This is a genomic window from Streptomyces sp. NPDC003035 (genome assembly GCF_042888285.1).
Classification (GTDB): Bacteria; Actinomycetota; Actinomycetes; order Streptomycetales; family Streptomycetaceae; genus Streptomyces.
Genome location: NZ_JBIAPJ010000001.1, coordinates 744861 through 768806, shown reverse-complemented (window position 1 = coordinate 768806; position 23946 = coordinate 744861). Strand labels below are relative to the sequence as shown.

26 protein-coding genes are annotated in these 23946 nt (G+C 71.4%); 14 read left to right on the top strand and 12 right to left on the bottom strand.

The features are described 5' to 3' along the window. Positions 1-36: 36 nt before the first annotated feature. Complete coding sequence (locus ACFYV5_RS03435; RefSeq protein ID WP_389163773.1) at positions 37-861, bottom strand: sulfite exporter TauE/SafE family protein; 825 nt, start codon at positions 859-861, stop codon at positions 37-39. A 150-nt stretch (positions 862-1011) separates the two neighbouring features. Here ACFYV5_RS03435 and ACFYV5_RS03430 point away from each other — a divergent pair, with 150 nt between their 5' ends. Beyond that, entirely contained in the window at positions 1012-1743 is a 732-nt protein-coding gene (locus tag ACFYV5_RS03430; RefSeq protein ID WP_355114989.1) for a MerR family transcriptional regulator, read from the top strand. On the opposite strand, the gene ACFYV5_RS03425 is transcribed toward ACFYV5_RS03430, so the two are convergent. The 4 genes from ACFYV5_RS03425 to ACFYV5_RS03410 are packed head-to-tail and all read right to left on the bottom strand — an operon-like array spanning position 1730 to position 7524. After that, complete coding sequence (locus ACFYV5_RS03425) at positions 1730-3934, bottom strand: 3-hydroxyacyl-CoA dehydrogenase NAD-binding domain-containing protein (RefSeq protein ID WP_389163770.1); 2205 nt, start codon at positions 3932-3934, stop codon at positions 1730-1732. The two genes, ACFYV5_RS03430 and ACFYV5_RS03425, sit on opposite strands and share 14 nt — an antisense overlap. 34 nt (positions 3935-3968) lie before the next feature. Next, positions 3969-5183: an acetyl-CoA C-acetyltransferase gene (locus ACFYV5_RS03420; protein ID WP_389163768.1), complete on the bottom strand. Its 1215-nt coding sequence runs from the start codon at positions 5181-5183 to the stop codon at positions 3969-3971. A gap of 44 nt (positions 5184-5227) precedes the next feature. After that, positions 5228-6370 (bottom strand): acyl-CoA dehydrogenase family protein, encoded by a 1143-nt coding sequence (locus tag ACFYV5_RS03415; protein ID WP_355114984.1) that lies wholly within the window; start codon positions 6368-6370, stop codon positions 5228-5230. After that, positions 6367-7524 carry a CaiB/BaiF CoA transferase family protein gene (locus ACFYV5_RS03410; protein WP_389163765.1) on the bottom strand — a complete coding sequence of 386 codons (1158 nt, stop codon included), beginning with the start codon at positions 7522-7524 and terminating at the stop codon, positions 6367-6369. Before ACFYV5_RS03410 ends, ACFYV5_RS03415 begins: the two co-directional genes overlap by 4 nt. 150 nt (positions 7525-7674) lie before the next feature. On the opposite strand from ACFYV5_RS03410, the gene ACFYV5_RS03405 reads away from it, so the two are divergent. Then, entirely contained in the window at positions 7675-8190 is a 516-nt protein-coding gene (locus ACFYV5_RS03405; RefSeq protein WP_389163762.1) for a hypothetical protein, read from the top strand. A gap of 82 nt (positions 8191-8272) precedes the next feature. Then, entirely contained in the window at positions 8273-9478 is a 1206-nt protein-coding gene (locus ACFYV5_RS03400) for a saccharopine dehydrogenase family protein (RefSeq protein WP_389163759.1), read from the top strand. 30 nt (positions 9479-9508) lie between these two features. On the opposite strand, the gene ACFYV5_RS03395 is transcribed toward ACFYV5_RS03400, so the two are convergent. From ACFYV5_RS03395 to ACFYV5_RS03380, 4 genes are read right to left on the bottom strand one after another with little or no spacing between them, the layout of a single operon-like run. Beyond that, entirely contained in the window at positions 9509-9883 is a 375-nt protein-coding gene (locus ACFYV5_RS03395; protein ID WP_389163756.1) for a VOC family protein, read from the bottom strand. After that, positions 9880-10014 (bottom strand): morphogenic membrane protein MmpA, encoded by a 135-nt coding sequence (mmpA, locus tag ACFYV5_RS03390; protein WP_355114978.1) that lies wholly within the window; start codon positions 10012-10014, stop codon positions 9880-9882. Before mmpA ends, ACFYV5_RS03395 begins: the two co-directional genes overlap by 4 nt. Further along, positions 10011-10928 (bottom strand): hypothetical protein, encoded by a 918-nt coding sequence (locus ACFYV5_RS03385; protein ID WP_389163753.1) that lies wholly within the window; start codon positions 10926-10928, stop codon positions 10011-10013. Before ACFYV5_RS03385 ends, mmpA begins: the two co-directional genes overlap by 4 nt. Further along, positions 10925-11623: an endonuclease V gene (locus tag ACFYV5_RS03380; protein WP_389163751.1), complete on the bottom strand. Its 699-nt coding sequence runs from the start codon at positions 11621-11623 to the stop codon at positions 10925-10927. Before ACFYV5_RS03380 ends, ACFYV5_RS03385 begins: the two co-directional genes overlap by 4 nt. Positions 11624-11708: 85 nt before the next feature. Here ACFYV5_RS03380 and ACFYV5_RS03375 point away from each other — a divergent pair, with 85 nt between their 5' ends. After that, the gene (locus tag ACFYV5_RS03375) at positions 11709-12008 is read left to right on the top strand and encodes a YciI family protein (protein WP_355114972.1); all 300 of its coding nucleotides are present in this window, start codon (positions 11709-11711) and stop codon (positions 12006-12008) included. 225 nt (positions 12009-12233) lie between these two features. Here ACFYV5_RS03375 and ACFYV5_RS03370 read toward each other — a convergent pair whose 3' ends face one another. Further along, entirely contained in the window at positions 12234-13358 is a 1125-nt protein-coding gene (locus ACFYV5_RS03370) for a WD40/YVTN/BNR-like repeat-containing protein (protein WP_389163747.1), read from the bottom strand. Between the two features lie 234 nt (positions 13359-13592). Between ACFYV5_RS03370 and ACFYV5_RS03365 the strand changes: the two genes are divergently transcribed. The 3 genes from ACFYV5_RS03365 (at position 13593) to ACFYV5_RS03355 (ending at position 17241) form a co-directional block, all read left to right on the top strand. Beyond that, positions 13593-14009, top strand: coding sequence for an SsgA family sporulation/cell division regulator (locus ACFYV5_RS03365; protein WP_355115915.1), 417 nt, complete (start codon positions 13593-13595; stop codon positions 14007-14009). Positions 14010-14333: 324 nt separating this feature from the next. Continuing rightward, on the top strand, positions 14334-15986 hold the full coding sequence (locus ACFYV5_RS03360) for an ABC-F family ATP-binding cassette domain-containing protein (RefSeq protein WP_389163745.1): 1653 nt from the start codon (positions 14334-14336) through the stop codon (positions 15984-15986). Positions 15987-16266: 280 nt separating this feature from the next. Next, complete coding sequence (locus ACFYV5_RS03355; RefSeq protein ID WP_389163742.1) at positions 16267-17241, top strand: acyl-ACP desaturase; 975 nt, start codon at positions 16267-16269, stop codon at positions 17239-17241. A 125-nt stretch (positions 17242-17366) separates the two neighbouring features. Here ACFYV5_RS03355 and ACFYV5_RS03350 read toward each other — a convergent pair whose 3' ends face one another. After that, positions 17367-18671, bottom strand: coding sequence for an SDR family NAD(P)-dependent oxidoreductase (locus ACFYV5_RS03350; RefSeq protein ID WP_389163739.1), 1305 nt, complete (start codon positions 18669-18671; stop codon positions 17367-17369). 110 nt (positions 18672-18781) lie between these two features. On the opposite strand from ACFYV5_RS03350, the gene ACFYV5_RS03345 reads away from it, so the two are divergent. The 4 genes from ACFYV5_RS03345 to ACFYV5_RS03330 are packed head-to-tail and all read left to right on the top strand — an operon-like array spanning position 18782 to position 21585. Beyond that, on the top strand, positions 18782-19081 hold the full coding sequence (locus ACFYV5_RS03345) for a hypothetical protein (protein WP_355115923.1): 300 nt from the start codon (positions 18782-18784) through the stop codon (positions 19079-19081). Beyond that, the gene (locus ACFYV5_RS03340; protein ID WP_389163736.1) at positions 19074-20249 is read left to right on the top strand and encodes a hypothetical protein; all 1176 of its coding nucleotides are present in this window, start codon (positions 19074-19076) and stop codon (positions 20247-20249) included. Before ACFYV5_RS03345 ends, ACFYV5_RS03340 begins: the two co-directional genes overlap by 8 nt. Before the next feature lie 11 nt (positions 20250-20260). Further along, entirely contained in the window at positions 20261-20956 is a 696-nt protein-coding gene (locus ACFYV5_RS03335) for a hypothetical protein (protein WP_389163733.1), read from the top strand. Next, positions 20953-21585, top strand: a complete 633-nt coding sequence (locus tag ACFYV5_RS03330) for a hypothetical protein (RefSeq protein WP_389163730.1) — start codon at positions 20953-20955, stop codon at positions 21583-21585. The genes ACFYV5_RS03335 and ACFYV5_RS03330 overlap by 4 nt, the downstream gene beginning before the upstream one ends. Here the strand turns inward: ACFYV5_RS03330 and ACFYV5_RS03325 are convergent. Next, positions 21573-21833, bottom strand: a complete 261-nt coding sequence (locus tag ACFYV5_RS03325) for a WhiB family transcriptional regulator (protein ID WP_389163727.1) — start codon at positions 21831-21833, stop codon at positions 21573-21575. The genes ACFYV5_RS03330 and ACFYV5_RS03325 overlap by 13 nt on opposite strands. Positions 21834-22243: 410 nt before the next feature. Between ACFYV5_RS03325 and ACFYV5_RS03320 the strand changes: the two genes are divergently transcribed. The 3 genes from ACFYV5_RS03320 (at position 22244) to ACFYV5_RS03310 (ending at position 23876) form a co-directional block, all read left to right on the top strand. After that, a complete protein-coding gene (locus ACFYV5_RS03320; protein WP_389163724.1) occupies positions 22244-22600 on the top strand; it encodes a DUF6191 domain-containing protein in 357 nt (118 codons plus the stop codon). Further along, positions 22597-23100 carry a DUF3995 domain-containing protein gene (locus tag ACFYV5_RS03315; RefSeq protein ID WP_389163721.1) on the top strand — a complete coding sequence of 168 codons (504 nt, stop codon included), beginning with the start codon at positions 22597-22599 and terminating at the stop codon, positions 23098-23100. Before ACFYV5_RS03320 ends, ACFYV5_RS03315 begins: the two co-directional genes overlap by 4 nt. A gap of 128 nt (positions 23101-23228) precedes the next feature. After that, positions 23229-23876 carry a TetR/AcrR family transcriptional regulator gene (locus tag ACFYV5_RS03310; protein ID WP_389163718.1) on the top strand — a complete coding sequence of 216 codons (648 nt, stop codon included), beginning with the start codon at positions 23229-23231 and terminating at the stop codon, positions 23874-23876. Positions 23877-23946 lie beyond the last annotated feature (70 nt).

Here is a 23946-nt window from a genome sequence, read left to right as displayed (position 1 = left end):
AGGTGGCCCGTCGGCGGCGAGGGCTGCTGCGCGGGCTCAGGCGTGGCGGGCGAGCTTGACCCCGGAGACGACCAGGATCACGGCCAGCGCCGGGATGAGGACCAGGTCCGGGAACACACCGAGGAGCAAGCCGCCCAGCGCCGCACCGGCGATCGAACCCGACGCCATGACCACGGTGAAGCGGCGGTGGGTTCCGAGCACGGCGAAGCTGCCGTCCCGGCTGTAGCGGGCGAAGGCCACCAGCATGGTCGGCAGGGACACCAGCAGGGAGAGGCTTCCCGCGGTCTTGATGTCCACCGCGAACAGCAGCACGATCGTCGGGATCAGCAGCTCACCTCCGGCGACGCCCATGATCGCCGCGACGACTCCGATGCCGAAGCCGGCGACGACTCCGCCGGGCACCTGCGCCCACAGCGGCAGCCCGAGCGTCCCCAGCGTCGTGAGGTGCGTGAGGAGCAGGGCCGCGGCCATGAGCACCATCAGCGCGGCCAGCACCTTGTAGAGGGTGGAGCCGCGCATGCGGACCGCCCAGGTCGCGCCGGCCCAGGCACCCAGCAGACTGCCGGCCAGCAGGTTGACCGCGACGGGCCAGTGCGCGGCCACCTCGGAGGCAGGGACCGCCGCCAGTCGGGCGGGCAGGGCGACGAGGACCACGACCAGGCTCATCGCCTTGTTCACGATGACCGCCGCGAGCGCCGCGAACCCGAACAGGCCGATCAGCAGCGGCAGCCGGAACTCCGCACCGCCCAGCCCGATCATCCCGCCCAGCACACCGACGGCCGCTCCCGTACCGAACGCCAAGGGGAGCGACGGTGTCGAGTACGTCGACCGTGCGGGAGCGAGTTCCTTGTCGGCAGCCATGACGGGCATCCTCACCGGACGCCGTCCCCGTCGGCAAGGCACGCTTTTACAACACTGATGAGACAGCAATACTGTTGCACCGACGGGCCACCGCACGGCACGGCACCGCACGGCACGGCACCGCACGGCACCGGAAGCGAGGCACCTCAGATGGGCACCGAGACCGAGGAGCAGCCGACGTTCACCGTCGACGAGTTGGCCGCGCGGGCGGGTGTCACCGTGCGGACCGTGCGGTTCTACAGCACCAAGGGGCTGCTGCCGCCGCCGGCCATCGGGCCGCGACGGGTCGGGCACTACGGGCCCGACCACCTCTCCCGGCTCGCGCTCATCGAGGAGCTCCAGCGGCAGGGCATGACGCTCGCCGCCATCGAGCGGTATCTGCACCAGCTGCCGCCCGACCTCAGTGCGCGGGATCTCGCCGTCCACCGCGCCCTCGTCGCCTCCTGGGCGCCCGAGTCGGCCGAGGAGATCACCCGGCGTGAGCTCGAGCGGCGCGCCGGCCGGGCCCTCGCCGACGCGGACGTCGACCGGCTCGCCGCGATGGGTGTCCTCGACAAGGGGGCCGACCCGGACGTCTTCCGGCTCGACTCCACGCTGCTGCGTCTCGGGGTCGAGCTCCTCGACGTGCCCATCGCGCACGAGACGATCCTCGCCTCCCGCACCGTCCTGCTCGAACACGCCCGCGCCGCGGCCCAGGAGCTCTCCCGCCTCTTCCGGGAAGAGGTCTGGAACCCGTACCGGGAGAGCGCCGAGGACCCGGATCACCTCGCCGCGATGAAGTCGCTGTCGGCGCACATGCAGCCGATGGTGATCCAGGCCCTGGTCACAGCGTTCCAGCGCTCCCTGAGCGAGGAGCTGCGGACGGCCTTCAGGAGTCCGTGAACGCCTGGTCCGTGAACACCTCGCCCTGCTCGGCCTTCTCCACCAGGAGCGCCGGCGGCAGGAAGCGGTCCCCGTACTTCTCGGCCAGTTCACGCGCGCGTGCCACGAAGCCGGGCAGGCCCCCTTCGTACCCGTTGATGTACTGGAGCACACCGCCGGTCCACGCGGGGAATCCGATGCCCATGATCGAACCGATGTTGGCGTCGGCGACGGAGGTCAGGACGTTCTCCTCCAGGCAGCGGACCGAGTCCAGCGCCTCCGAGAACAGCATCCGCTCCTTCATATCTTCAAAAGGCACGGTCTCGAAGGGGATGTCCGCGTCCGCCCGCGTGAAGTGCTCGCGCAGCCCCGGCCACAGCCCGGCCCGCTTGCCGTCCTCCCCGTACTCGTAGAAGCCCGCGCCGCCGCTGCGTCCCGTACGCCCGAACTCGTCGACCATCCGGTCGATCACCGCGTCCGAGGGGTGCCCGGCCCACGTCCCGCCGGCCTCCTCGATCGCGCGCCGGGTCTCGTCGCGGATCTTGCGGGGCAGGGTGAGGGTCAGCTCGTCCATCAGGGAGAGGACCTTGGCCGGGTAGCCGGCCTGCGCCGCCGCCTGCTCGACGGAGACCGGGTCGGCTCCCTCGCCGATCATCGCGACGCCCTCGTTGATGAACTGACCGATCACCCGGGACGTGAAGAAGCCGCGGGAGTCGTTGACGACGATCGGGGTCTTCTTGATCTGCCGTACGAGGTCGAAGGCGCGGGCCAGGGCCTCGTCGCCGGTCCGCTCGCCCTTGATGATCTCCACCAGCGGCATCTTGTCGACGGGCGAGAAGAAGTGCAGGCCGATGAAGTCGGCCTGGCGGTCGACGCCCTCGGCGAGCACGGTGATCGGCAGCGTCGAGGTGTTGGAGCAGAGCAGCGCGTCCGGCTCGATGACGTCCTGGATCTCCTGGAAGACCTTGTGCTTGAGCGCGGTGTCCTCGAAGACGGCCTCGATCACGGCGTCGCAGCCGGCCAGGTCGGCCGGGTCGGCGGTCGGGGTGATCCGGGCGAGGAGTTCGTCCGCCTTCGCCTGGGTCGTACGGCCCCGGGAGACGGCCTTGGCGCAGAGCTTCTCGGAGTACTCCTTGCCACGCTGCGCCGCTTCCGCCGAGACGTCCTTGAGGACGACCTCGATCCCGGCGCGGGCGCAGGAGTAGGCGATGCCGGCGCCCATCATGCCCGCGCCGAGAACGGCGACCTTGCGGACGGGGCGCGGCTCGATGCCCTGGGGGCGGTTCGCGCCGGAGTTGACGGCCTGGAGGTCGAAGAAGAACGCCTGGATCATGTTCTTCGCCGTCTGGCCGGTGACCAGCTCGGTGAAGTAGCGGGCCTCGATGGTCTGGGCGGTCTCGAAGTCGACCTGCGCGCCCTCGACGGCGCACGCGAGGATGTTGCGCGGGGCCGGGTACGGCGCGCCGTTCAGCTGCTTCTTCAGGTTGGCCGGGAAGGCCGGCAGGTTGGCGGCGAACCGCGGGTTCGACGGGGTCCCGCCGGGGATCTTGTACCCCTTGACGTCCCAGGGCTGCTGCGACTCGGGGTGGGTGTCGATGAAGGCGCGCGCCTTGGCGAGCATCTCCTCGGGGGTGGCGGCCACCTCGTGGACCAGGCCGTTCTCCAGTGCCCGCTGCGGGGAGTACTGGGTGCCCTGGAGGAGCACCTTGAGCAGCGCGTCCGCGATGCCCATGAGCCGTACGGTACGGGTGACGCCGCCGCCCGCCGGGAGGAGGCCGAGGGTGACCTCGGGCAGGCCGATCTTGGAGCCGGGCGCGTCGAGCGCGACGCGGTGGTGGGAGGCGAGGGCGATCTCGTAACCGCCGCCGAGCGCCGCTCCGTTGATGGCGGCGACGACGGGCTTGCCGAGGGTCTCGATGCGGCGCAGCGAGCGCTTGATCTCGGTGCCGGCGTCGAAGGCGTGCTGGGCGTCCTCCGGACGCAGCCGGATCATGTCCTTGAGGTCGCCGCCCGCGAAGAAGGTCTTCTTGGCGGAGGTGTAGATGATGCCGCGGATGGAGTCCTTCTCGGCCTCGGCGCGGTCGGCGATCGCCGCGATGGAGTCCTTGAACGCCTGGTTCATGGTGTTCGCGGACTGGGCGGGATCGTCGAGGACGAGGGTGACGACACCGGTCTCGTCCTGCTCCCAGCGGATGGTGGTGCTCTGGCTCATTGCTGCTTCTCCGTAAGGCTGGTGGGACGGACGGTCAGACGCGCTCGACGATCGTGGCGATGCCCATGCCGCCGCCGACGCACAGCGTGGCCAGGCCGTAGCGCTTGTCCTGGCGCTCCAGCTCGTCGACGAGGGTGCCGAGGATCATCGCGCCGGTCGCGCCGAGCGGGTGGCCGAGCGCGATCGCGCCGCCGTTGACGTTGACCTTGTCCAGGCTGATGCCCATGTCCTTGACGAAGCGGAGCACGACACCGGCGAACGCCTCGTTGATCTCGACGAGGTCGATGTCGTCCATCGTCAGGCCGGCCTTGGCGAGCGCCTTGCGGGTGGCGGGGGCCGGGCCGGTGAGCATGATGGTCGGCTCGGAGCCGGAGACGGCCGCGGCCACGATCCGGGCGCGCGGGGTCAGCCCGTACCGCTCGCCGACCTCCCGGGAGCCGATCGCGACCAGCGAGGCGCCGTCGACGATGCCGGAGGAGTTCCCGGCGTGGTGGACATGGTCGATCTTCTCCACCCAGTGGTACTTCTGCAGCGCGACCGCGTCGAAGCCGCCCATGTCGCCGATGGCCGCGAAGGACGGCTTGAGGGCGGCGAGCGAGTCGGCGGTGGTGCCGGGGCGCATGTGCTCGTCGTGGTCGAGGACGACCAGTCCGTTGCGGTCCTTCACCGGAACCACGGAGCGGTCGAAGCGGCCGTCCTTCCAGGCCGCGGCGGCGCGCTCCTGGGAGAGCGCCGCGTACTCGTCGACGTCGCGGCGGGAGAAGCCCTCGATGGTGGCGATGAGGTCGGCGCCGATGCCCTGGGGGACGAAGCCGGTCTCGTAGTTGGTCATCGGGTCGGCGAACCAGGCACCGCCGTCGGAGGCCATCGGCACCCGCGACATGGATTCGACCCCGCCGGCGAGGACGAGGTCTTCCCAGCCCGAACGGACCTTCATCGCGGCCATGTTGACGGCTTCCAGGCCGGAGGCACAGAAGCGGTTCTCCTGAACGCCGGCGACGGTGTCGGGCAGTCCGGCGGCGATGGCGGCGACCCGGGCGATGTCGGAGCCCTGGTCGCCGACCGGGCCGACGACGCCGAGGACGATGTCGTCGATCGCGGCCGGGTCGAGTCCGGGGAACCGGGCGCGGATCTCGTGGATGAGACCGACGACCAGGTCGATGGGCTTGGTGCCGTGCAGGGCTCCGTTGGCCTTGCCGCGGCCGCGCGGAGTGCGGATCGCGTCGTACACGTACGCTTCGGTGCTCACGAGAAGCCTTTCGACGATTCAGCGATGAGGGTGGGGAGAGCGGGTCAGCCCAGCAGGGAACGTCCGATGATCTCCTTCATGATCTCGGTCGTCCCGCCGTAGATGGTCTGGATACGGCCGTCGGTGAAGGCCCTGGCGACCGGGAACTCCGCCATGTAGCCGTAGCCCCCGTGCAGTTGGAGGCAGCGGTCCGCGACGCGCTTCTGCAGCTCGGTGGCCCACCACTTGGCCATCGAGGCGTGGACGGCGTCGAGTTCCCCGTTCGCGTGGTCGACGATGCAGCGGTCGAGGAACGTACGGGTGACGGCGCACTCGGTCGCCATCTCGGCGATCTCGAAGCGGACGTGCTGGAGCTTGGCCAGCGGCCGTCCGAACGCCTCGCGTTCCTTCACGTACGTGGTGGTGATCTCCAGGAGGTGTTCGGCGGCGGCGATGCCGGCCACGGCGATGGCCATCCGCTCCTGGGCGAGATTGGTCATGAGGTGGATGAAGGCGCCGTTGAGTTCGCCGAGCAGGTTCTCCTTGGGGACGCGGACGTCGTGGAAGAACAGCTCGGCGGTGTCCTGCGACTTCTGGCCGATCTTGTCGAGGTTCCGGCCGCGCTCGAAGCCCTCCATGCCGCGTTCGACGACCAGCAGCGACAGCCCGTGGGCACCGCCCTCCGGGGTCGTCCGCGCGACGACGATCACCAGGTCGGCCAGGATGCCGTTCGAGATGAAGGTCTTGGAGCCGTTGAGTACCCAGTGGTCGCCGCGGTCCTCGGCGCTGGTCCGGATCGCCTGGAGGTCGGATCCGGCGCCCGGCTCGGTCATCGCGATGGCGGTGATCAGCTCGCCCGTGCAGAAGCCGGGCAGCCAGCGGCGCTTCTGCTCCTCGGTGGCCAGCGAGGTGAGGTACGGGCCGATGATGTCGTTGTGCAGGCCGAGGGCGATGCCGGGTGCGCCGGCCCGGGTGAACTCCTCGGCGAGCACGGCGCTGTAGCGGAAGTCGGCGTTGCCGCCGCCTCCGTACTCCTCGTCGACGGCGAGGCCGAGCAGCCCCTGCCGCCCGGCGGCGCGCCACGCCTCGCGCGCGACGATGCCGTCCTTCTCCCACTGCTCGTAGTGGGGCAGCACCTCCTTGGCGAGGAAGGTGCGGACGGTCTCGCGGAAGGCTTCGTGGTCGGCGGTGTAGAGCTGACGCTTCATGCTTCGGGCTCCTGAGGGGCTTCCTGGCGGGTCAGTGCGGGTACGGCCCAGTCGCGGGCGACCGCCTCGGTGTCGGCGCCGGGCCGGGCGGGTCCGGAGCGGACGGTCCCGGGGGTGGCGGAGAAGCGGGGCGCGGGGGCGGGCTGGGTGAAGCCGGCGTGCTCGACGAAGGTGGCGCGGGCGGCGAGGTGGGGGTGGGCGGGGGCCTCGCGCAGCGAGAGGACCGGCGCCACACAGGCCTCGGTCCCGTCGAAGACGGCCGTCCACTCGTCCCGCGTACGGGTGCGGAAGCGCTCGGCGACGGCGGTGCGCAGCTCGTCCCAGCGGCCGAAGTCCTTACGGGCGGGGGCGATGTCCTCGATGCCGAGCAGGCGCGTGAACTCGTCGTAGAACTGCTGCTCCAAGGCGCCGACCGCCATGTACCGCCCGTCGGAGGTCTCGTAGGTGCCGTAGAAGGGGCAGCCGCCGTCCAGCAGGTTGACGCCCCTGCGGTCCTGCCAGCCGCCGGCCGCGAGCATGCCGTGGATCATGGTGGCGAGGTGGGCGGCGCCGTCGACGATGGCCGCGTCGACGACCTGACCCTCGCCGTGCGTGCGCGCGTGCTGGAGCGCGGCGAGCACGCCGACGACCAGGTACAGCGAGCCGCCCGCGTAGTCGCCGACGAGATTGGCGGGGACGGTGGGCGGGCCGTCCGGCTTGGGTCCGATCATGCCGAGGGTGCCGGTGATCGCGATGTACGCGATGTCGTGTCCGGCGCTCGCGGCGAGCGGTCCGTCCTGGCCCCAGCCCGTCATCCGGCCGTAGACCAGCTTCGGGTTGCGGGCGAGACAGGCGTCGGGACCGACGCCGAGGCGTTCGGCGACGCCGGGCCGGTAGCCCTCGACGAGGATGTCGGCGCGTTCGACCAGGTCGAGGACCGTGGCGGGGCCGTCGTCGGACTTGAGGTCGACCAGGACGGAGCGCTTGTTGCGGTTGGTGAGGTCGTACGCGGGGTCGATGCCGAGGCCCGAGCCGCCGGGCCGGTCGATCCGGACGACGTCGGCGCCGAGGTCGGCCAGGAGCATGGCGGCGAACGGGCCGGGCCCGATCCCCGCCAGCTCGACCACGCGCACCCCGGAGAGCGGGCCGGTCCCACCGTTCGCCTGCGCTGCCATCGAGCCCCCAGCCGTGTGTGACACCAATGATGTAACACCGGTGATGCTAGGAACGTGTTCCACTCCGCACAAGCCCCCCGGCCGAGCAAGCGCTTGGAAATTCTCTCGGCCGACGAGGAAAGCCATGATCCGCATCGATAGGGTCCGGTCATGCGCATATCCAGACGCGGGATGACCGCCCTGCTCGCGGCCCCCCTCGCGGCCACTCTTCTGATCTCGTGCTCCTCGGCGGAGGAGCAGGCGGGGAACGCCGCCCCCGCGACCTCGAGCTCTTCGCCGCCCGCCACCGCCACGCCGGACGCCGGTGGACCGGCGGACGATGGTGGACCGGCGGGCGACGGCGGAACCCCAACCCCTCCGCCCGTGCGGGTCAGGGACGCCTTCGCCGGCCTTCAGGCGACCCTCTCCTACACCTGCACGCCCTCCGACTGCGCCTTCAACCTCGGCCGTATCCACGACGAGCTGGACCGACTCGACCGCGCCATGAAGGCGGATCCCAAGGGGCCTGGCCACTTCCCCGAACCGATCGCCTGGATCAAGGACCTGCGAACCACGCTGAACGGCGATCGTTCGACCGAGAACCTGAAGAAGCACCGGACCGAGCTGTTCGGCACCCGCGACCGGATCAACACCTGGATGCAGGACCACCCGGACGACTACCGCTGACGGACCGCGCGGGCGGTACCGCTAGGCTCCGCGCTCGCAGAGGAAGCCGCAGGGGAATCCGCAGGCGAAGGCGAGGGGCTGGATGGAGACCGGGAACGGCATGGGGCGGGACGCGACGGAGCGGCCGTACGACGTGGTCCTGTTCGGGGCGACGGGGTTCGTGGGCGAGCTCACCGCGGAGTATCTGGCCGAGCACGCGCCGACCGGCTGCCGGTGGGCGCTCGCCGGGCGCAGCCGCGCCAAGCTGGCGGCTCTGCGGGCACGGCTCGCCGCCCGGTGGCCGCGGTGCGAGGAGCTGCCGCTGCTGGTCGCCGACTCCGCCGACGCGGACGCACTGCGCGAACTGGCCGAGTCCACCCGGGTGGTCGCCACCACGGTCGGCCCCTACGTCTGGTACGGCGAGGGTCTCGTCGCCGCGTGCGCGGAGGCCGGCACGGACTATGTGGACCTGACCGGCGAGGCCGAGTTCGTCGACCTGATGTACGTACGGCACGACGCGCGGGCCCGGGAGACCGGGGCCCGGATCGTGCACGCGTGCGGCTTCGACTCCGTACCGCACGACCTGGGCGTCTACTTCACCGTCCGGCAGCTGCCGAAGGACGTGCCGCTGCGGGTCGACGGGTTCGTGCGCGCGGGAGCCGTCTTCTCGGGCGGGACCTTCGCGTCGGCCCTGACGGCGATGGGGCGCGGCCGCGAGATCCTGCGGGCCGCGTACGAACGGCGCCTGCACGAACCCCGGTTGGTCGGCCGACGGGCGCGCGCCCCGCTGGGCGGGCCGCGGTTCAGCCGGGAGACCGGCACCTGGGCGCTGCCGCTGCCGACGCTCGATCCGCAGGTCGTGGTGCGGTCGGCCAGAGCCCTGGAGTCCTACGGTCCCGACTTCCGCTACCGGCACTACGCCTCGGTCAAGACGCTGCCCATGGCGCTCGGCGGCGCCGCCGTCGTCGGCACGGGTGTGGCGGCGGCTCAACTGCCGTCGGTCCGCCGCTGGCTGATAGACCGTTACGAGCCGGGCCAGGGTCCGAGCCCGGAACGGCGGGCACGGAGCTGGTTCTCGGTGCGGTTCGTCGGGGAGGGCGGTGGCCGACGGGTGTTCACAGAGGTGTCGGGGGGCGATCCGGGCTACGACGAGACGGCGAAGATGCTCGCCGAGTCCGCCCTGTGCCTCGCCCTCGACGACCTGCCGAAGACCGCCGGGCAGGTCACGACGGCGGTGGCGATGGGCGACGCGCTGCTCGCCCGCCTGCGGGCGGCGGGCATCCGCTTCCGGGTGGCGTACGAAGGCTGACGCCGCCGGACGCGCCGGTCGGCTCGGGCGTCAGTGGCGTACGAGACAGAAGGGATGGCCGGCCGGGTCCGCGTAGATCCGCCAGCCCCGGTCGCCGTCCCCCTCGTCGAGCTGCCACGCCCCCAGGGCCAGCACCGCGTGGTGGGCGGCGTCCAGATCGGCCACCCGTACGTCCAGGTGGAACTGCTGCTCGGGCGCGCCCCAGACCGGCGGCCGGTGGTCGGCGACCCCCTGGAAGGCGAGCACCGGCGCGCCCGCGGCGTCGTGCAGGGTGGCCCAGCCGTCGCCGACGGCCCACTGCGGGTCGGGGCGGTTGATCTCGCCACCGAGCAACTGCTGGTAGAACCGGGCCAGTTCCGTCACGTCGGTACAGTCGAGCACGACGCACTGCAGGGTGCCGATCACGCCATCACCCACACGGCGAGGACGTAGGTCATGGCGCAGACCCAGGCCAGGGCGACGAGCCCGGCGACGGCGAGGACCGCGATCATGGCGCGTTCGACGGGACGCAGCGGGGTGGGAACGGGGGTTGTCATGCGCCCCACTCTGCCGCCCATGATCGCGCCCCGCCATCCGTACTCGTACTCAGGTCGTCCACGAGTCTCCGCCACTCGTGCACACCTCCGGCCAGGGGCCAGGCCCAGGTGGGACGGTCGCCGGTCCGGAGTTGTTCGAGGCGGCGGACCAGCAGGCCGCCCGCGATCTCGGCGCCGTCGGGAACGGCCGGGCCGTGGCGGGCGATGAGCGCGGCGTATCGGTCGAGTTCGGCCTCGTACGCGGCCGCCGCCTCGGCCTCGCCCCGTACGCGCTCGTCGTGAGGCACGGTCCGCCGCAGCACGAGGACGGCGGGTTCGACGTCCTCGGCGATCGCGGCGGCGAGCCTCGCGTGCCCGTCGAGGAGGAGATGGCAGTCGAGGCCGCTCACCCACCAGAGGAGGACGGGAGGCAGGATGCCCTCGCGCGCCTGCTTCCGGTACGCCTTGACGCGGCCGTCGTCGGCGCCGGGCAGGGGTCGCAGCGGCAGGACCTCCCAGGAGCCGTTGTGGATCCACCAGTCGATGTACCCCTCCGGGTGGCCCTCGACGACGAGCTCGCTCCAGTAGGCGGCGGGGCCCCGGCCGTCCCGGATCCGCAGACGTTCCGTGTCGTCCGTGAGCACCCAGCGGCCGTCGTGGAGCGGCCCGTCCGGATCCTCGGCGAGCGCGTGGGCGATGCGGTGAGCCCAGCGTTCCGGCCGGTCCGCGTACGCGCGGGCGTCGGCCGCGCGCAGCGGCGGGAGCAGGGGGCGGGGCGCGGCCGTCCGGTAGAAGTCGACGCCGCCGTTGTATCGCTCGACGACGGCGAACAGGACGGGATCGTCCCCCTGGGTCAGGACCAGCCGGTTCCCGGCCGTCCGCAGGCACAGCCCCGGTCGCGGCCGGCCCGTCACCTCGAGGATCAGCTCGGTCATCTCGCCGTTTCCAGCGCTTCCTTCAGGGCGCGGCGGCAGAGGGAGTCGGCGTGGCGGGTGGTCTCGGGGATGCGGTAGCGGGGGGCGAGAAGGAGCGTGTGGGCGCAGGCGTTGTCCAGGGAGACGCGGTGGCCGACGGAGACGAAGACGGGCTTCACTCCGGCCTGGGTGCGCAGGGCGCGGCCGACCTCCTCGTCGCCGGCCATGAGGGGGCCGACGTCGCCCCGGGCGGGTCCTGGCTGGTCGTACGTGAAGGTGAAGGGGTTCTTCGCGACGCCGATCGACGGGCGCCCGGTCAGCACACCGAGGTGGCTCGCGAGACCGAAGCGGCGCGGGTGGGCGAGGCCGTAGCCGTCGCAGACGAGGAGGCCGGGGTCGGCCTCCAGCGAGGCGAGCGCGGCGAGCAGTGTCGGGATCTCGCGGAAGGCGAGGAGGCCGGGGACGTACGGGAACGAGACCCGGCCGACCGCCGTGGCCTCCTCCACCACGTCGAGCGTCCGGGCGTCGAGGACCACGGCCGCCGCCACGACGAGATCGCGCTCGTCGTCGTACGCCACGTCCAGACCCGTGACGTGCCCCGTGCCGGGCGCCGGGCCGGGCTCGTCGAGCACGAGGCGTCCCCGCAGCTCCTCCTGCACGGCACGGGCGGTGGACTCGTCGGCGGGCCAGCCCGCGGGAATGTCGATGATCGTCATGGTGACGGCCAGCCTACGGCGCCCCTCCGTCCGACAGGCGAGCGGTTTTCCCGCCGCTTCCCCGCCCCCCGGTAGCCTGCCGATCATGTTCGTACTGGAATTGACCTACACCGCCCCCGTCGAGCGGGTCGACGCCCTGCTCGAGGCGCACATCGAGTGGCTCGACGCGCAGTACGCCGCCGGCGTGTTCATCGCCTCCGGGCGGAAGAACCCGCGCGACGGCGGTGTCATCCTCGCCGCCGGGGTCGACCGCGCGGAGATCGAGAAGATCGCGGCGGCCGACCCGTTCAGCGTCGAGGGCGTCTGCGCGTACCGGATCACGGAGTTCTACGCGACCAAGACGTCCGACGCCCTCGCCCCGTACCGGGAGCAGCTGCCCTCCTAGGGCGTGTTTCGAAAGTAGCGCCGTCCGCCCGCAGGGCGGGGCCCGCGGCGTCTGGTGCGTGCAATCGCAAGGCGGAGGATCATCCTCGTACTGGACGTACTTGGATGACTCCGACAACGCAGCGAGGGGGCACCTCCCGTGCCCGAAGGGCTACGGGGGAGTGCGTGCCAGGCGTCGCGGGCCAGGCGGGACTTTCGAAACACGCCCTAGGGCCTGTCTCGTGGATCATGCCGGGCTCCGGCCGAGGCGGGCGATCCTGCCCTTCTCGCCGGAGGCCCAGCACGCGCCGTCCCGCGTGCAGTCGACCGTGTCGTACGAGCCGGTGTCGACGGTCCGCCAGGTGCGGCCGCCGTCCGTCGTCAGGTCCGTGCCCGTGGGGCCGACGGCGAGCGCCGCCGACCGGCTGTGCGGGAGCCAGGCGACACCCGAGCGGTAGGCGGGCGGCGGCACGGACGCGGCGCTCCAGGCGCGGCCGCCGTCGCCGGTGACCGCGGCCGCGTGCGGGGACGGCTGGTCCTTGCGGTAGTCGCCGCCCACCGCGATCCCGTGCGTACGGTCGCGGAACGCCAGCCCGAAGACCCCACGCGCCGGCTCGCCCGCCGGGATCGCCGCTTCGGCGACGGTCCAGTTCAGTCCCCGGTCGGCGGAGTGCAGCACACGCGCCGTGGCGCCACCGCCGGTCGCCAGCCAGACGTCCTTCGGCCCGGAGGAGACCAGGCACTGGCCGCTCGCCGCGAACCCCGCCTCGCCCGGCAGCGCCGCCGGCATCCCCGCGTCCGGCAGCACCTCCCACGTACGGCCGCCGTTCCGCGTCGACAGGATCCGGTACTTCCCGTCCACCGGGTCGCTCATGGCCAGTCCGTGCCGGTGGTCGAAGAAGGTCATGCAGTCGTAGAAGGCCCGCGGGTCGGTGTTGCGGAAGGTCTCGGTCCAGGTCGCCCCGCCGTCGTCGGTGCGCAGCACCCGCGACGCCTCGCCCTCCCCGATCGCGAGCACCACCGCGCGCCGGGCGTCGAACGCCTCCACGTCGCGCAGTTCCAGCTCCGCCGCGCCGGGCGGGGAAACGTTCCGCCAGCTCCGGCCGCCGTCCGTGGTCCGCAGCACCGTCCCCTTCGAACCCGCGGCCCAGGCCGTCGTGCGGTCGACCGCCGCCAGCCCCCGGAAGCGGGCGTCCGTACCCGTCTGCGTCAGCTGCCAGCCGACCGCGGCCGTGGGGGTCTCCCCGGCATCCCCGGCGTCCCCGGCCTGCGCGGACTGCCCGGCCTGCGCCGGGACCGCCAGGGCCATGGCGAGCGCCGCCCCGCTCAGGCCCACCGACATCATTCGTCTCGTCTTCCCCATGGACGTCATGGCGCCGGAAGCTAGCCCACGCCTGTGATCCCGTCCAGAGCGCGTCGCGGTGACGGCCGACGGGCAAGGACTCCCCACCCGGCGGATTGTCACGGCGGATCGCGGTGAAACGCACAGGCGGGCACGCGGTGACACAGCTCACGTGCCCCACCGGTGCACGTTCCGGCCCGATCGTTCGTCTTCCTCTGTGTCAGGGAGACGACAGAAACCGAAGCCGCGTGAGAGGAGCCGGCCTTGTCCACCGTCATCGAGCAGGCCGTCCAGGCCCGTCTGGTCGCATCCGCTCCCCGGATGGAAACCGTTCCCGCCACCCTGCGGTACGACCGCGAGGATCCCTTCGCCGTGAGCATGGCGTTCCCTCCGCCCGCGACGCTGGAGGGCGTCGAGGTGTCCTGGGCGTTCTCCCGCGAGCTGCTGGCGGAGGGCGTGGAGGGCCCGGCCGGGGTCGGCGACGTCCGCGTCCGTCCGTACGGCTACGACCGCACCGTCGTCGAGTTCCACGCGCCGGAGGGCGTGGCCGTGGTGCACATCCGCACGGCCGAACTGCGGCGCTTCCTCAAGCGGTCGCAGCACCTGGTGCCGGTCGGCCGCGAGCACCAGTATCTGGACTGGGACCAGGATCTGGCCCAGCTCCTCGACGACTACGCCTGAGCGCCCGGGACTTGGTGGGGCGGGCAACGTCCGTCGCGCCCGCCACCCGGCACCCGCCACCCGCCACCCGCCACCCGCCACCCGCCACCCGCGGAAAATAGTTTGCCGCCCACTCGGCGCGACGCGTACCGTCCTGACCTGGCCCTGTTGTCGCCCGATCGGAGAAGGCCGTTGCTCGTCTGAGGTTTCGAGACACCGTGCCGCGCGTGCCCCTTGCCGCCGCGTGTGCCGTCCTCGACCTCGGCGTACGAGCTCTTGTGCCTGCCCGCGCCCCGGTGTCTCACCCGTTGCCCCAGCCCACGCTCTTGCAACCGGGAGGCCCCCATGGCGACCCATCCCACGTTCATCACCTGCTCGTCCCTCTCCTTCTCCTGGCCCGACGGCACCGAGGTCCTCGACGACTTCCGGCTCGCGGTCGGCCCCGGCAGAACGGGCCTGATCGGCCTCAACGGATCGGGCAAGTCCACGCTCCTCAAGCTCATCGCGGGTGAGCTGACCCCCGCCGCCGGCACGATCCGCACAGTCGGCGAGGTCGGCTACCTCCCGCAGAACCTGTCCCTCGACACCGCGTTGCGGGTCGAGGAGGCGCTCGGCATCGCCGCCACCCGTGCCGCGCTGCACGCCATCGAGGCGGGCGACCCCTCCGAGGCCCACTTCGCCGCCGTCGGCGACGACTGGGACGTGGAGGAGCGGGCCCGCGCCACGCTCGACCAGCTCGGACTCGGTCACATCGGGCTCGACCGGACCATCGGCGAAGTATCGGGCGGCGAGTCCGTCCTGCTGCGGCTCGCCGCGCTGCTGCTCGCCCGGCCGAACATCCTGCTCCTCGACGAGCCGACCAACAACCTCGATCTCTCCGCCCGCCGCAGGCTGTACGAAGCGGTGGACGCCTGGTCCGGGGTGCTGGTCGTGGTCAGCCACGATCGCGAACTCCTGGAACGGGTCGACCAGATCGCCGATCTGCGGGACGGAGAGGTCGGCTGGTACGGCGGCGCGTACTCCGCGTACGAGGAGGCGCTGGCCGCCGAACAGGAGGCGGCCGAGCGGATGGTGCGGGTCGCCGAGGCCGACGTACAGCGGCAGAAGCGTGAACTCTCCGATGCTCACCAGAAGTTGGCACGGCGCAAGCGGTACGCGCAGAAGAGCGCGGCGAACAAGGTGGTCCCCAAGATCGTCGCCAACAGCCGCAAGAGCGAGGCCCAGGTGTCGGCGGGCAAGCACCGCGCCCTGCACTCCGAGCGGCTCGCCGAGGCGCGGGAGCGACTGGACGCGGCGGTGGAGGCGGTACGGGACGACGACGAGATCCGGATCGAGCTGCCGCGCACCACGGTGCACCCGGGCCGGGGAGTGCTGTATCTGCGCGAGGTGGAACTGCGCTACGGAGCCCGGGTGGGCGGCGAGTTCGAGCTGCGCGGACCGGAGCGGATCGCGCTCGTGGGCCGGAACGGAGCCGGCAAGACGACGTTGCTGCGGACGATCGCCGGCGAGCTGGAGCCGCTGTCGGGCGAGGTGGAGACCCAGGTACCGCTGCGTTTCCTGCCGCAGCGACTCGACGTCCTCGACGACGGCCTCAGCGTGGTGGAGAACGTCGCCCGGTTCGCGCCCTCGGCGACGGTGAACGCCATCAGGGCGCGGCTCGCACGGTTCCTCTTCCGGGGCGCGCGGGCGGATCAGGCCGCCGGGACGCTGTCGGGCGGGGAGCGGTTCCGGGCGACACTGGCGGCGCTGCTGCTCGCCGAACCCGCTCCGCAGCTGCTGATGCTGGACGAGCCGACGAACAACCTGGACATGGCTTCCGTCCGGAAGCTGACGGCGGCGCTGGAGGCGTACGAGGGGGCGCTGATCGTGGCGAGCCATGATGTGCCCTTCCTGGAGTCGCTGGGGATCACCCGCTGGCTGCTGCTCGACGGCGAGCTGCGGCCCACGACGCCGGAAGCGGTACGGGAGGGAATGCCGGGGTCGCTGACGGTGGAGTGACGCCCAGGACGTCGTACCGCCGCGCGGGGCGAGGACGGGGGCGAGTCCCCCGTCCCCGCCCCGCGTCTGCTCTGCGTAGCCGTGATCACGAGCGGCGGCCCGCGCCGAGGGCGTGACCTGCCTCTCTTGGGACTCCCATCAGCTGCGCACATAACGGAACGTAACCGGACATCGCCGAGACGGGCTTGGCCGACGCCTTACGGAGCCTTAACCTACGGTTTCGTAACCTACGAATGCGTAGGTAGTTTTTTCCGTACCCTCTCCGTCCCCAGGAGTCCCCGTGACGCTCACCTCTCCCCACCTCGGCAGCTCGACAGGGTGGACCGACGCCCGCCTGCTGTACGCGCTGGAAGAGGTCGTCGAGAAGGAACTCAACCGGCACCTCAAGGTCACCAAGGACTGGATGCCGCACGAGTACGTCCCGTGGTCCGACGCCCGGAACTTCCCCGGCTTCTTCGAGGACGGCGAGGCCTGGGACCCCTCGCAGTCCAAGGTCACCGACATCGGCAAGATCGCCCTCGTCGTGAACCTGCTCACCGAGGACAACCTGCCCAGCTACCACCACGAGATCGCCAGCCTCTTCGGCCGCGACGGCGCCTGGGGCACCTGGGTGCACCGCTGGACCGCGGAGGAGGGCCGCCACGGCATCGTGATGCGCGACTACCTGCTGGCCTCCCGCGCGGTCGACCCGGACAAGCTGGAGCAGTTCCGGATGGCGCACATGAGCGAGGGCTTCGAGTCCGACAACCGGCACTCGATGCTGCACTCGGTCGCGTACGTCGCCTTCCAGGAGCTCGCCACCCGCATCTCGCACCGGAACACCGGCCACCAGTCCGGCGACCCGGTCTGCGATCGGATGCTGGCGCGCATCGCCACCGACGAGAACCTGCACATGGTCTTCTACCGCAACCTCCTGGGCGCGGCCTTCGAGATCGCTCCCGACCTGACCATGCAGGCCGTGCGGGACGTCGTCGTGAACTTCCGGATGCCCGGACACGGCATGCCCGGCTTCGAGCGGGCGGCGGCGCAGATGGCGATCGGCGAGATCTACAACATGCGCATCCACCACGACGACGTCCTCCAGCCGGTGCTGCGCTTCCTCAAGGTGCTGCAGATCGACGGCCTGGGCCCCGAGGGCCTGAAGGCCCAGGAGGAGCTCGGGCTCTACATGGCGGGCCTGGACAGCGAGGCGAGTAAGTTCGACGCGAAGCTCGCGGCGCGCAAGGCGCGGATGGCGGCCCGCGCGGAAGGCTGACCGCGCCACGGGGTGTCACCCCACCCCTGGGCCACCGGCGTCAACCCAGGGCCGCCGGCGTCACCCCGGGGCCGCCGGGTTTCTCCCCCTGGCCACCGGGCGCTCCCGGCCACCCGCTCACCCGCTCACCAGGCGGCTTCCCGGTAATCCTTGAGGAAGACGCCCGAGACGGGCTCCCCGGCCTCGCCGCGCACGATCGGATCGTAGATCCGGGCGGCGCCGTCGACGACGTCCAGCGGCGTACGGGTGCCCACGGCGGCGATCCGGGCCTTGCGGGGCGCCGGGTTCTCGTCCGTGATCCACCCCGTGTCGACACTGCACATGTGCACACCCTGCTCGGCCAGCTCGCCGGCGCTGGTGCGCGTGAGCATGTTGAGGGCCGCCTTCGCCATGTTCGTGTGGGGGTGGCCGCCCGTCTTGTTGCGTACGGTGAAGCGCCCCTCGACGGCCGAGACGTTGACGATGTAGCGGCGGGGCCTCGGGGAGGCGAGCAGCAGCGGCAGCAGCCGGTCGCACAGCAGGGTGGGCGCGAGGGCGTTGACGAGCTGGGTCTCCAGAAGCTCGGCGGCGTCCAGGCCGCCGAGCCGTACGGACCAGGAGTTCTGCGCCGAGAGGTCGGGCAGCAGCCCGGCCTCGTCCGGCTCCAGACCGGCGACGACGGGGGCCCGGTCGCCCCCGGCCTCGTACCCCGGCGCGGGAATGACGCCCTCGGGCAGCGCCTTCCGCTCCCCCGCCGCGAGCAGGGCGTACGACTCCGGGGGCCGGCGTATCGTCTGGGCGGCGTTGTTGACGAGTATGTCGAGCGGCCGGCCCTCGGCGCGCAGGCGCTCGCAGAGGCCGAGGACCTGGCGCGGGTCGCGCAGGTCGATGGCGACGACGGTGAGCCGGTCCAGCCACCGCTCGCTCCCCTCGGCGGCGCGGAAGCGGCGCAGGGTGTCGTGCGGGAAGCGGCTGGTGACGAGCAGTTCGGCGCCGTCGCGGAGCAGCATGAGCGCCAGCTGGAACCCGATCTTGACGCGGCCGCCGGTGAGCAGCGCCCGGCGGCCGGTGAGGTCGGTGCTCAGGGCGCGGCGGGCGGTGTTGTCGGCGGCGCAGGGCGGGCAGAGCCGGTGGTAGAAGGCGTCGGCCTGTCGATAGGACGACTTGCAGACGTAGCAGTAGCGGACTCTGCGGAACTCGCCGGGGGATTCCTGGTCGAGGACGGCCAAGGGTGCGTCCTCGCGCCGGTCGAGCGCCCCGGTCGCGGTGCGGGCGGCGAGGGCGGCATCGGCGGCGGACTGCTCGGCGCGGCGGGCCTTGCGGCGTTTGTTGCGGCTCTCGCGGGCGAAGGTGGCGGCGAGCTCCTCGCCGCGCATCCGGGCGGGATCGCCGAGGGGCAGGCTGCGAAGCCTGCTGATCGTGCGCTCGAAGGCGGCGAGTTCCTGGTCCATGGATCCATGATCGTAGTGAGGGCGGCCGGGGTCAGCATCGGATTATCGCCTCACTCGGGGGCGTGACGGCATTTCTCCTCTTTGGCGATGATCTGCCAGGGTGATCGCCCATGGATCCCGATCTTCAGGTGGACACCGATCAGTTGGGCCGTTTCTCGCGCGCCCTGGGCCAGTCGCTGACCTCGCTGGGTGCGGCGAGACGGGCGCTGGAGCATGTGCGGGCGGACCAGTTGGGGACGCGAGAGCTGGACGAGGCGTGCGACGGTTTCCAGCAGCGCTGGAAGTACGGGGCGGAACAACTTGGCTTACGGATCAAGGCGGTTCACGAGGGCGTGAGCGTGAGCCACGAGGGGTACGCGCAGCTGAACCGCTCGATCGAGTCGGCGTTCCGGGCGGTGGAGCGTGGCTGAGGCGACGTTCCCGCACCTGGGATGGAACCCGGCGCCGGGCAGCCCACCGGAGATCGCGGCGCTGAAGGCGAAGCTGACGACGTCGGCGACCTCGCTGGGCACGGCGTGGCGCCTGGTGGACGAGCTCCTGTCGAACAGCGCGACCTGGCGCGGCGAGGCGGCCACCGCCTTCCGCGAGGCCCTCGCCGACGACCTCCCCCGCCACCTCAAGAACGCCCACGCCTCCCTGACGAAGGCGGCCACCCGCCTGGGCACCTGGCACGACAGCCTGGTGGGCTACCAGGAGACGGCCCGCCGCTACGAGTCCCAGGCGGCCCTGGACGCGAAGACCCTGAGCCGGGCGGAGGCGACGTGGCGCGCGGCGCCGGAGGCCGAACTGAAGGCGGCGGAGGAGTCCTTGACGCGGGCGAGGGAGGCGCTGGAACACGTCCGCCGGAAGGCGAGGGAACTGGAGGAGACGCACCGGGTGGAGGCGGGGAAGGTCGCGAAGTCGCTGAACGAGGCGACGGACCGGCTGGCGCCGAAGGAACCGGGGTGGCTGGACAAGACGTTGAAGTGGGTCGACGACAATCTCGGGGACATCCTCAGCACGCTGTCCGCCATCGCCGGCCTGATCGCGATTTTCGCGACAGGCGGGCTGGTCATTCCGCTGCTCTTCATCGCTGCCGGGCTCAGCCTCGCGGCCATGGCTGTCCACGCCTCGGACCCGAAGATCCGGTCCGCTCTCAAGGCCGGCTTCACCGAGGGGCGTCTGGACGGCAAGTTCGCTTCCGCCGTGGTCACACTCGCGGGTGACGCGGTCGGAGCCGTACCCGGCATCGGTGCCGTGGCCAAGGGCGCGCGGGCAGCATCGTTGGCCACGGGGTTCAGAAGCCAGGCGGGGGCGTTCGCCCGTGGTTCCCACGGAGCCATGCGGGAGATCAACGAAGCGCCCAAGCCCATCGTGACGTGGGTGACGGACAGGAGAGGCCATACAGCCGCCAAGCCCACCGAGGCCGGCATCGCGGCTGCCGGGGTCACCGCCTCCGGGTCGGGCCTGATCGCCCCGGAGGACAGCGACGCGGCGCGCTGGGGCGCTGCCGTGACCGACACCGCACGGATCAGTGCGTCCGATATCCCGCACGCCGTCAAAGTTGCCCAGGCATGGGCGCGCGCGGCATCACGCTGAGGAGCCACGACATGAGCTACCCCCACGCTGTCCAGCAGCACGTTGCCGACTGCTGGTTCGTTCAGCCGCCGGGCTTCTTCGCCATCGACGTGCACGACGTCGGCGCGGCCCGCGAGCGGATGGACGCCGTGCTGGACACCATTCTCCCTCCCGCGGATCGGACCGACGAAACCGTGCGGACGACACAGGGGTTCTTCGATCTGCTCGAAGATCTGGTGACGCGCGACGCAGTGCATCTGGCCATCGGGCTGCACCCTGACGAGCGCAAGGGCATGAGCACGTCGGTGCTTGCCGTTTCCGACATCGGTACCGGCGCCCCCAGTCCGGCTGCGGCCGGAGCCCTCTGTTCCTTGGCCATGGTGAGCGGCACGTTCGGCATGCCTCGCGATCGGGCGATCGTGCACCTCGAGTGCGGCAGACCGGCCGCTCTCGCCACCGCGCTGCTGCCGGCTCCGCCGCCGCACCTCATGGAGGGCCGCCCGTTTGCTCCGCTCGGTGTCAGCGCGTTCCAGGCACGGCTGGTCATTGCGAGAGAGCGCGGTTCCCGTGCCCTTCTCTTCGAGCTGACGACGACATCTCTCGCGTCCGCGGAGGACTACGTGGACGTCCTGCTCGGCATCGGCCAGACGGTGCGCTTCACTGATCCCCACCCGACGGAGGCCGAAGTGCCCCTGCGGCCCAGCCGTCTCCTCGAGGTACTTCTGTGATCCAGCCGCCGCCCCTGCTCAAGTCGGCGCTCGAGCATCCCCCGACGGTGGTCGGCCTGCGCCGCGCGGTCCGGCGCCGCCTCGCCTGGTTGACGGGTTCGGTCGTTCTACCCGTTGCTCTCACGTGCATGTGGTTCGCGTCAGGGGCTCCCGAGCAGTTCGTCGGGGCGCTCGTCGTCTACGTGCTCGTGACACCCTTGCTGATTGGACTCAACTGGATGGGGCTGGCGGCATTGCGCCGGGCAAAACGCGTCCTGCGGATGTATCCCTGGCGGGTATATGCCTGCAGTTACGGGCCTGCCGATCGAAACCAATCCCACCTGATCATCTTGGACGTGGGCTGCGGATCCACGCTGACGCTGTGCCCGGTGCCGTTCAGGCAGGATCTTCAGAGCAAGCGCAATTGGCACCCGCACACCCTCTGGTTCGCCGGTGATCCATTGGGGGGTGGCGTCGCCTCTCCCGTAGGGGGCCACTATCCGGTACGCGTCGTCCGGCAGCTTCCGCCCGGCGACTTCGGTAGCGAGGATCCGTCCGCACCTCCTCTTGCCGAACGCGCCGGCCTCGCCCGTGACGGCCGGTACCGGCGACTGTTGTTCCGACGGCTTTCTGTCGCTCACCCCCGCTGACGCTTCAGCCGCCCCCGCTCCTTCTCCGAAAGCCCGCCCCACACCCCGAATCGCTCGTCATGCTCCAGCGCGTACTCCAGGCACTGCACCCGCCCCTCGCACGCCCCGCACAGCTGCTTCGCCTCGCGGGTGGACGAGCCGGGGGCCGGGAAGAAGAACTCGGGGCCCGCCTGGGCGCAGAGGGCGTTCTCCTGCCAGGACATGTCGGGGGTCGGGGCGGTCAGGACTGCGGTGGTGTCGGTCTGCATGGCCGACACGTTGCCCTGTGGCCGTAAACGGCCCATCAACGTTCGATCAATGCGGCGCGCCGAGCGCCACACCGCCTCTCGCGCGGCGGGGCGGACGGCGCCACCGCGGCCCCGTCCCGTCCGGGGCGAAGACGGCCATGCGAGCCGAGCCGGCCGGCTCCCACGGCACTCCTCCGTGCGGTGGATCTCCATGACCGCGCCTCCGCCGCATGGGGGAAGCGGATCATGCGCCGGTCTGATCCCTGCGCGCTGCTGATCCAGAACAGTGAACCCATGGCAATCAGCGAGATGAGTCCCCCGACGGCGGTGAGCCCGCGAGATGGGGAGCCGTCCCAATCGGGCGACATACGGCGCCGCCCTTCCGCCGGTTCCCGGCCGTCGGCTGTGTCGAGGACGCCGAGGGACCAGCTGTGACGTTTCTCCTCATGTCGTTCCCGGCGTTCGCGGCCTGTCTGGTCGTGTTCGCCCTGATGGAGAGCGCGTGGCGATGGTTCACGGGGCTGGGCTTGATCCCGTGGCTGCGCAGGCGCACGGGGCGGTCGTTGTCGAACATAGCCTTCGACGAGTTCACGGCGGTCGTGAACGGAAACAAGACGGTGGAACTGGAGCAGCGGAGGGTAGAGCTGCTGCGACGGGACGACGAGAGCGACGGTGCGCCGCCTCGCTCCAGTGTCGATCTGACCAAGGGCACCGCGTTCATCGTGGTGCCACAGGAGGCAGATGGCCCGTGCGCCGACGGGCGCGATGCCCATGAGGGCCGACGATGAGACGGCGACCGGAGGGAACGGGCGCAGAGCCGTCCACGCTGTGGGGACGTATCGCGTGCTTGTGGGCGGTCGCGTTCGGCGGGTTGCACTTCTACTGGGCCGTCGGCGGTGATGTGGGGCTGAGCATCTCCGCGGGTCCGCTGGCCACCGAGCGCCCGCTGTGGTTCGTCGTGGCCGGTCTGTGGGGTGTGGGTGCGCTCTGCCTCCTCGGCGCCTTGCTGGCATGGTTGCTTGCCCGGTCGAGGCTGCGGGGCGTTCCCGCTCTGCTGGCGGGGTGGCTGGGATGGAGCGTCTGTGCCCTCCTCCTGGTCCGTGGCATCGGTGTCGAGGTGCTGCTGCTGACCGACACAACGCACCTGGACACCGTGAGCGCGGGGCAGCGGGCCTGGACGCTGGCCCTCTGGAACCCCTGGTTCATGGGCGGAGGACTGGCTTTCGGCCTCGCCACCCTGCGGTCGCGATCCCGCAGGCCGTCGAGACGCTCGTCGCGGAGTCGCTGACCTATCGGACTGGACGGTGCACTGGTACGCAGCCCGTCCCAGTAGTTCGCGGAACCCGCGACCATGAACCTCCGCGCGCCAACGGCGCCCCTGACGACGGATGTCCGCACGACCGTGCGTTCAGTAGCATGGAGGTCATGAAGACGGACGGGCGCGTCGAGCGCGGAAACCAGACCCGGCGCATGGTCCTCGGCCGAACCATGGACATCGCGTCGGTCGAGGGGCTCGAGGGGCTGTCCCTGGGCCGGATCGCGACCGAGCTGAACCTCAGCAAGAGCGGGGTCTTCGCGCTCTTCGGCTCCAAGGAGGAGCTGCAACTCGCCACCATCCGCGCGGCCGCCGCCGTCTTCTCCGGCCGCGTGGTCGCCCCGCTCGCCGAGCTGCCGCCGGGCCCCGGCCGGGTCTGGGCGCTGTGCCGGAACTGGCTCGCGTACTCCTCGGAGCGGGTCTTCGCCGGCGGCTGTTTCTTCTACGCGGTCTCGGCGGAGTTCGACGCCCGCAGCGGCCCGGTCCACGACGCGATCGCCCAGGCGCGCCGCGACTGGGTCACGTACATGGAGCGGACCCTGGACGAGGCACGTCTCGCGGGCGGTCTGGTCGCGGACGTCGACGTCCCGCAGCTGGCCTTCGAGATCATCGCCCTGATGGAGGCGGCCAACGCGCAGTCGGTCCTGCACGGCGACACGACGGCCTACGAGTTCGCGAGCCGCGGGATCACGCGTCGCCTTCGAGCGGAGGCGACGGACGAGGCCCGCGACGAGATCCCCTCCACCTGAGTCAGCTCCGAGCGAGAGTTCGAACGCGTCGCGGGGGTACGGCTTCGGTGCGGTTCCGACAGAACCCGGC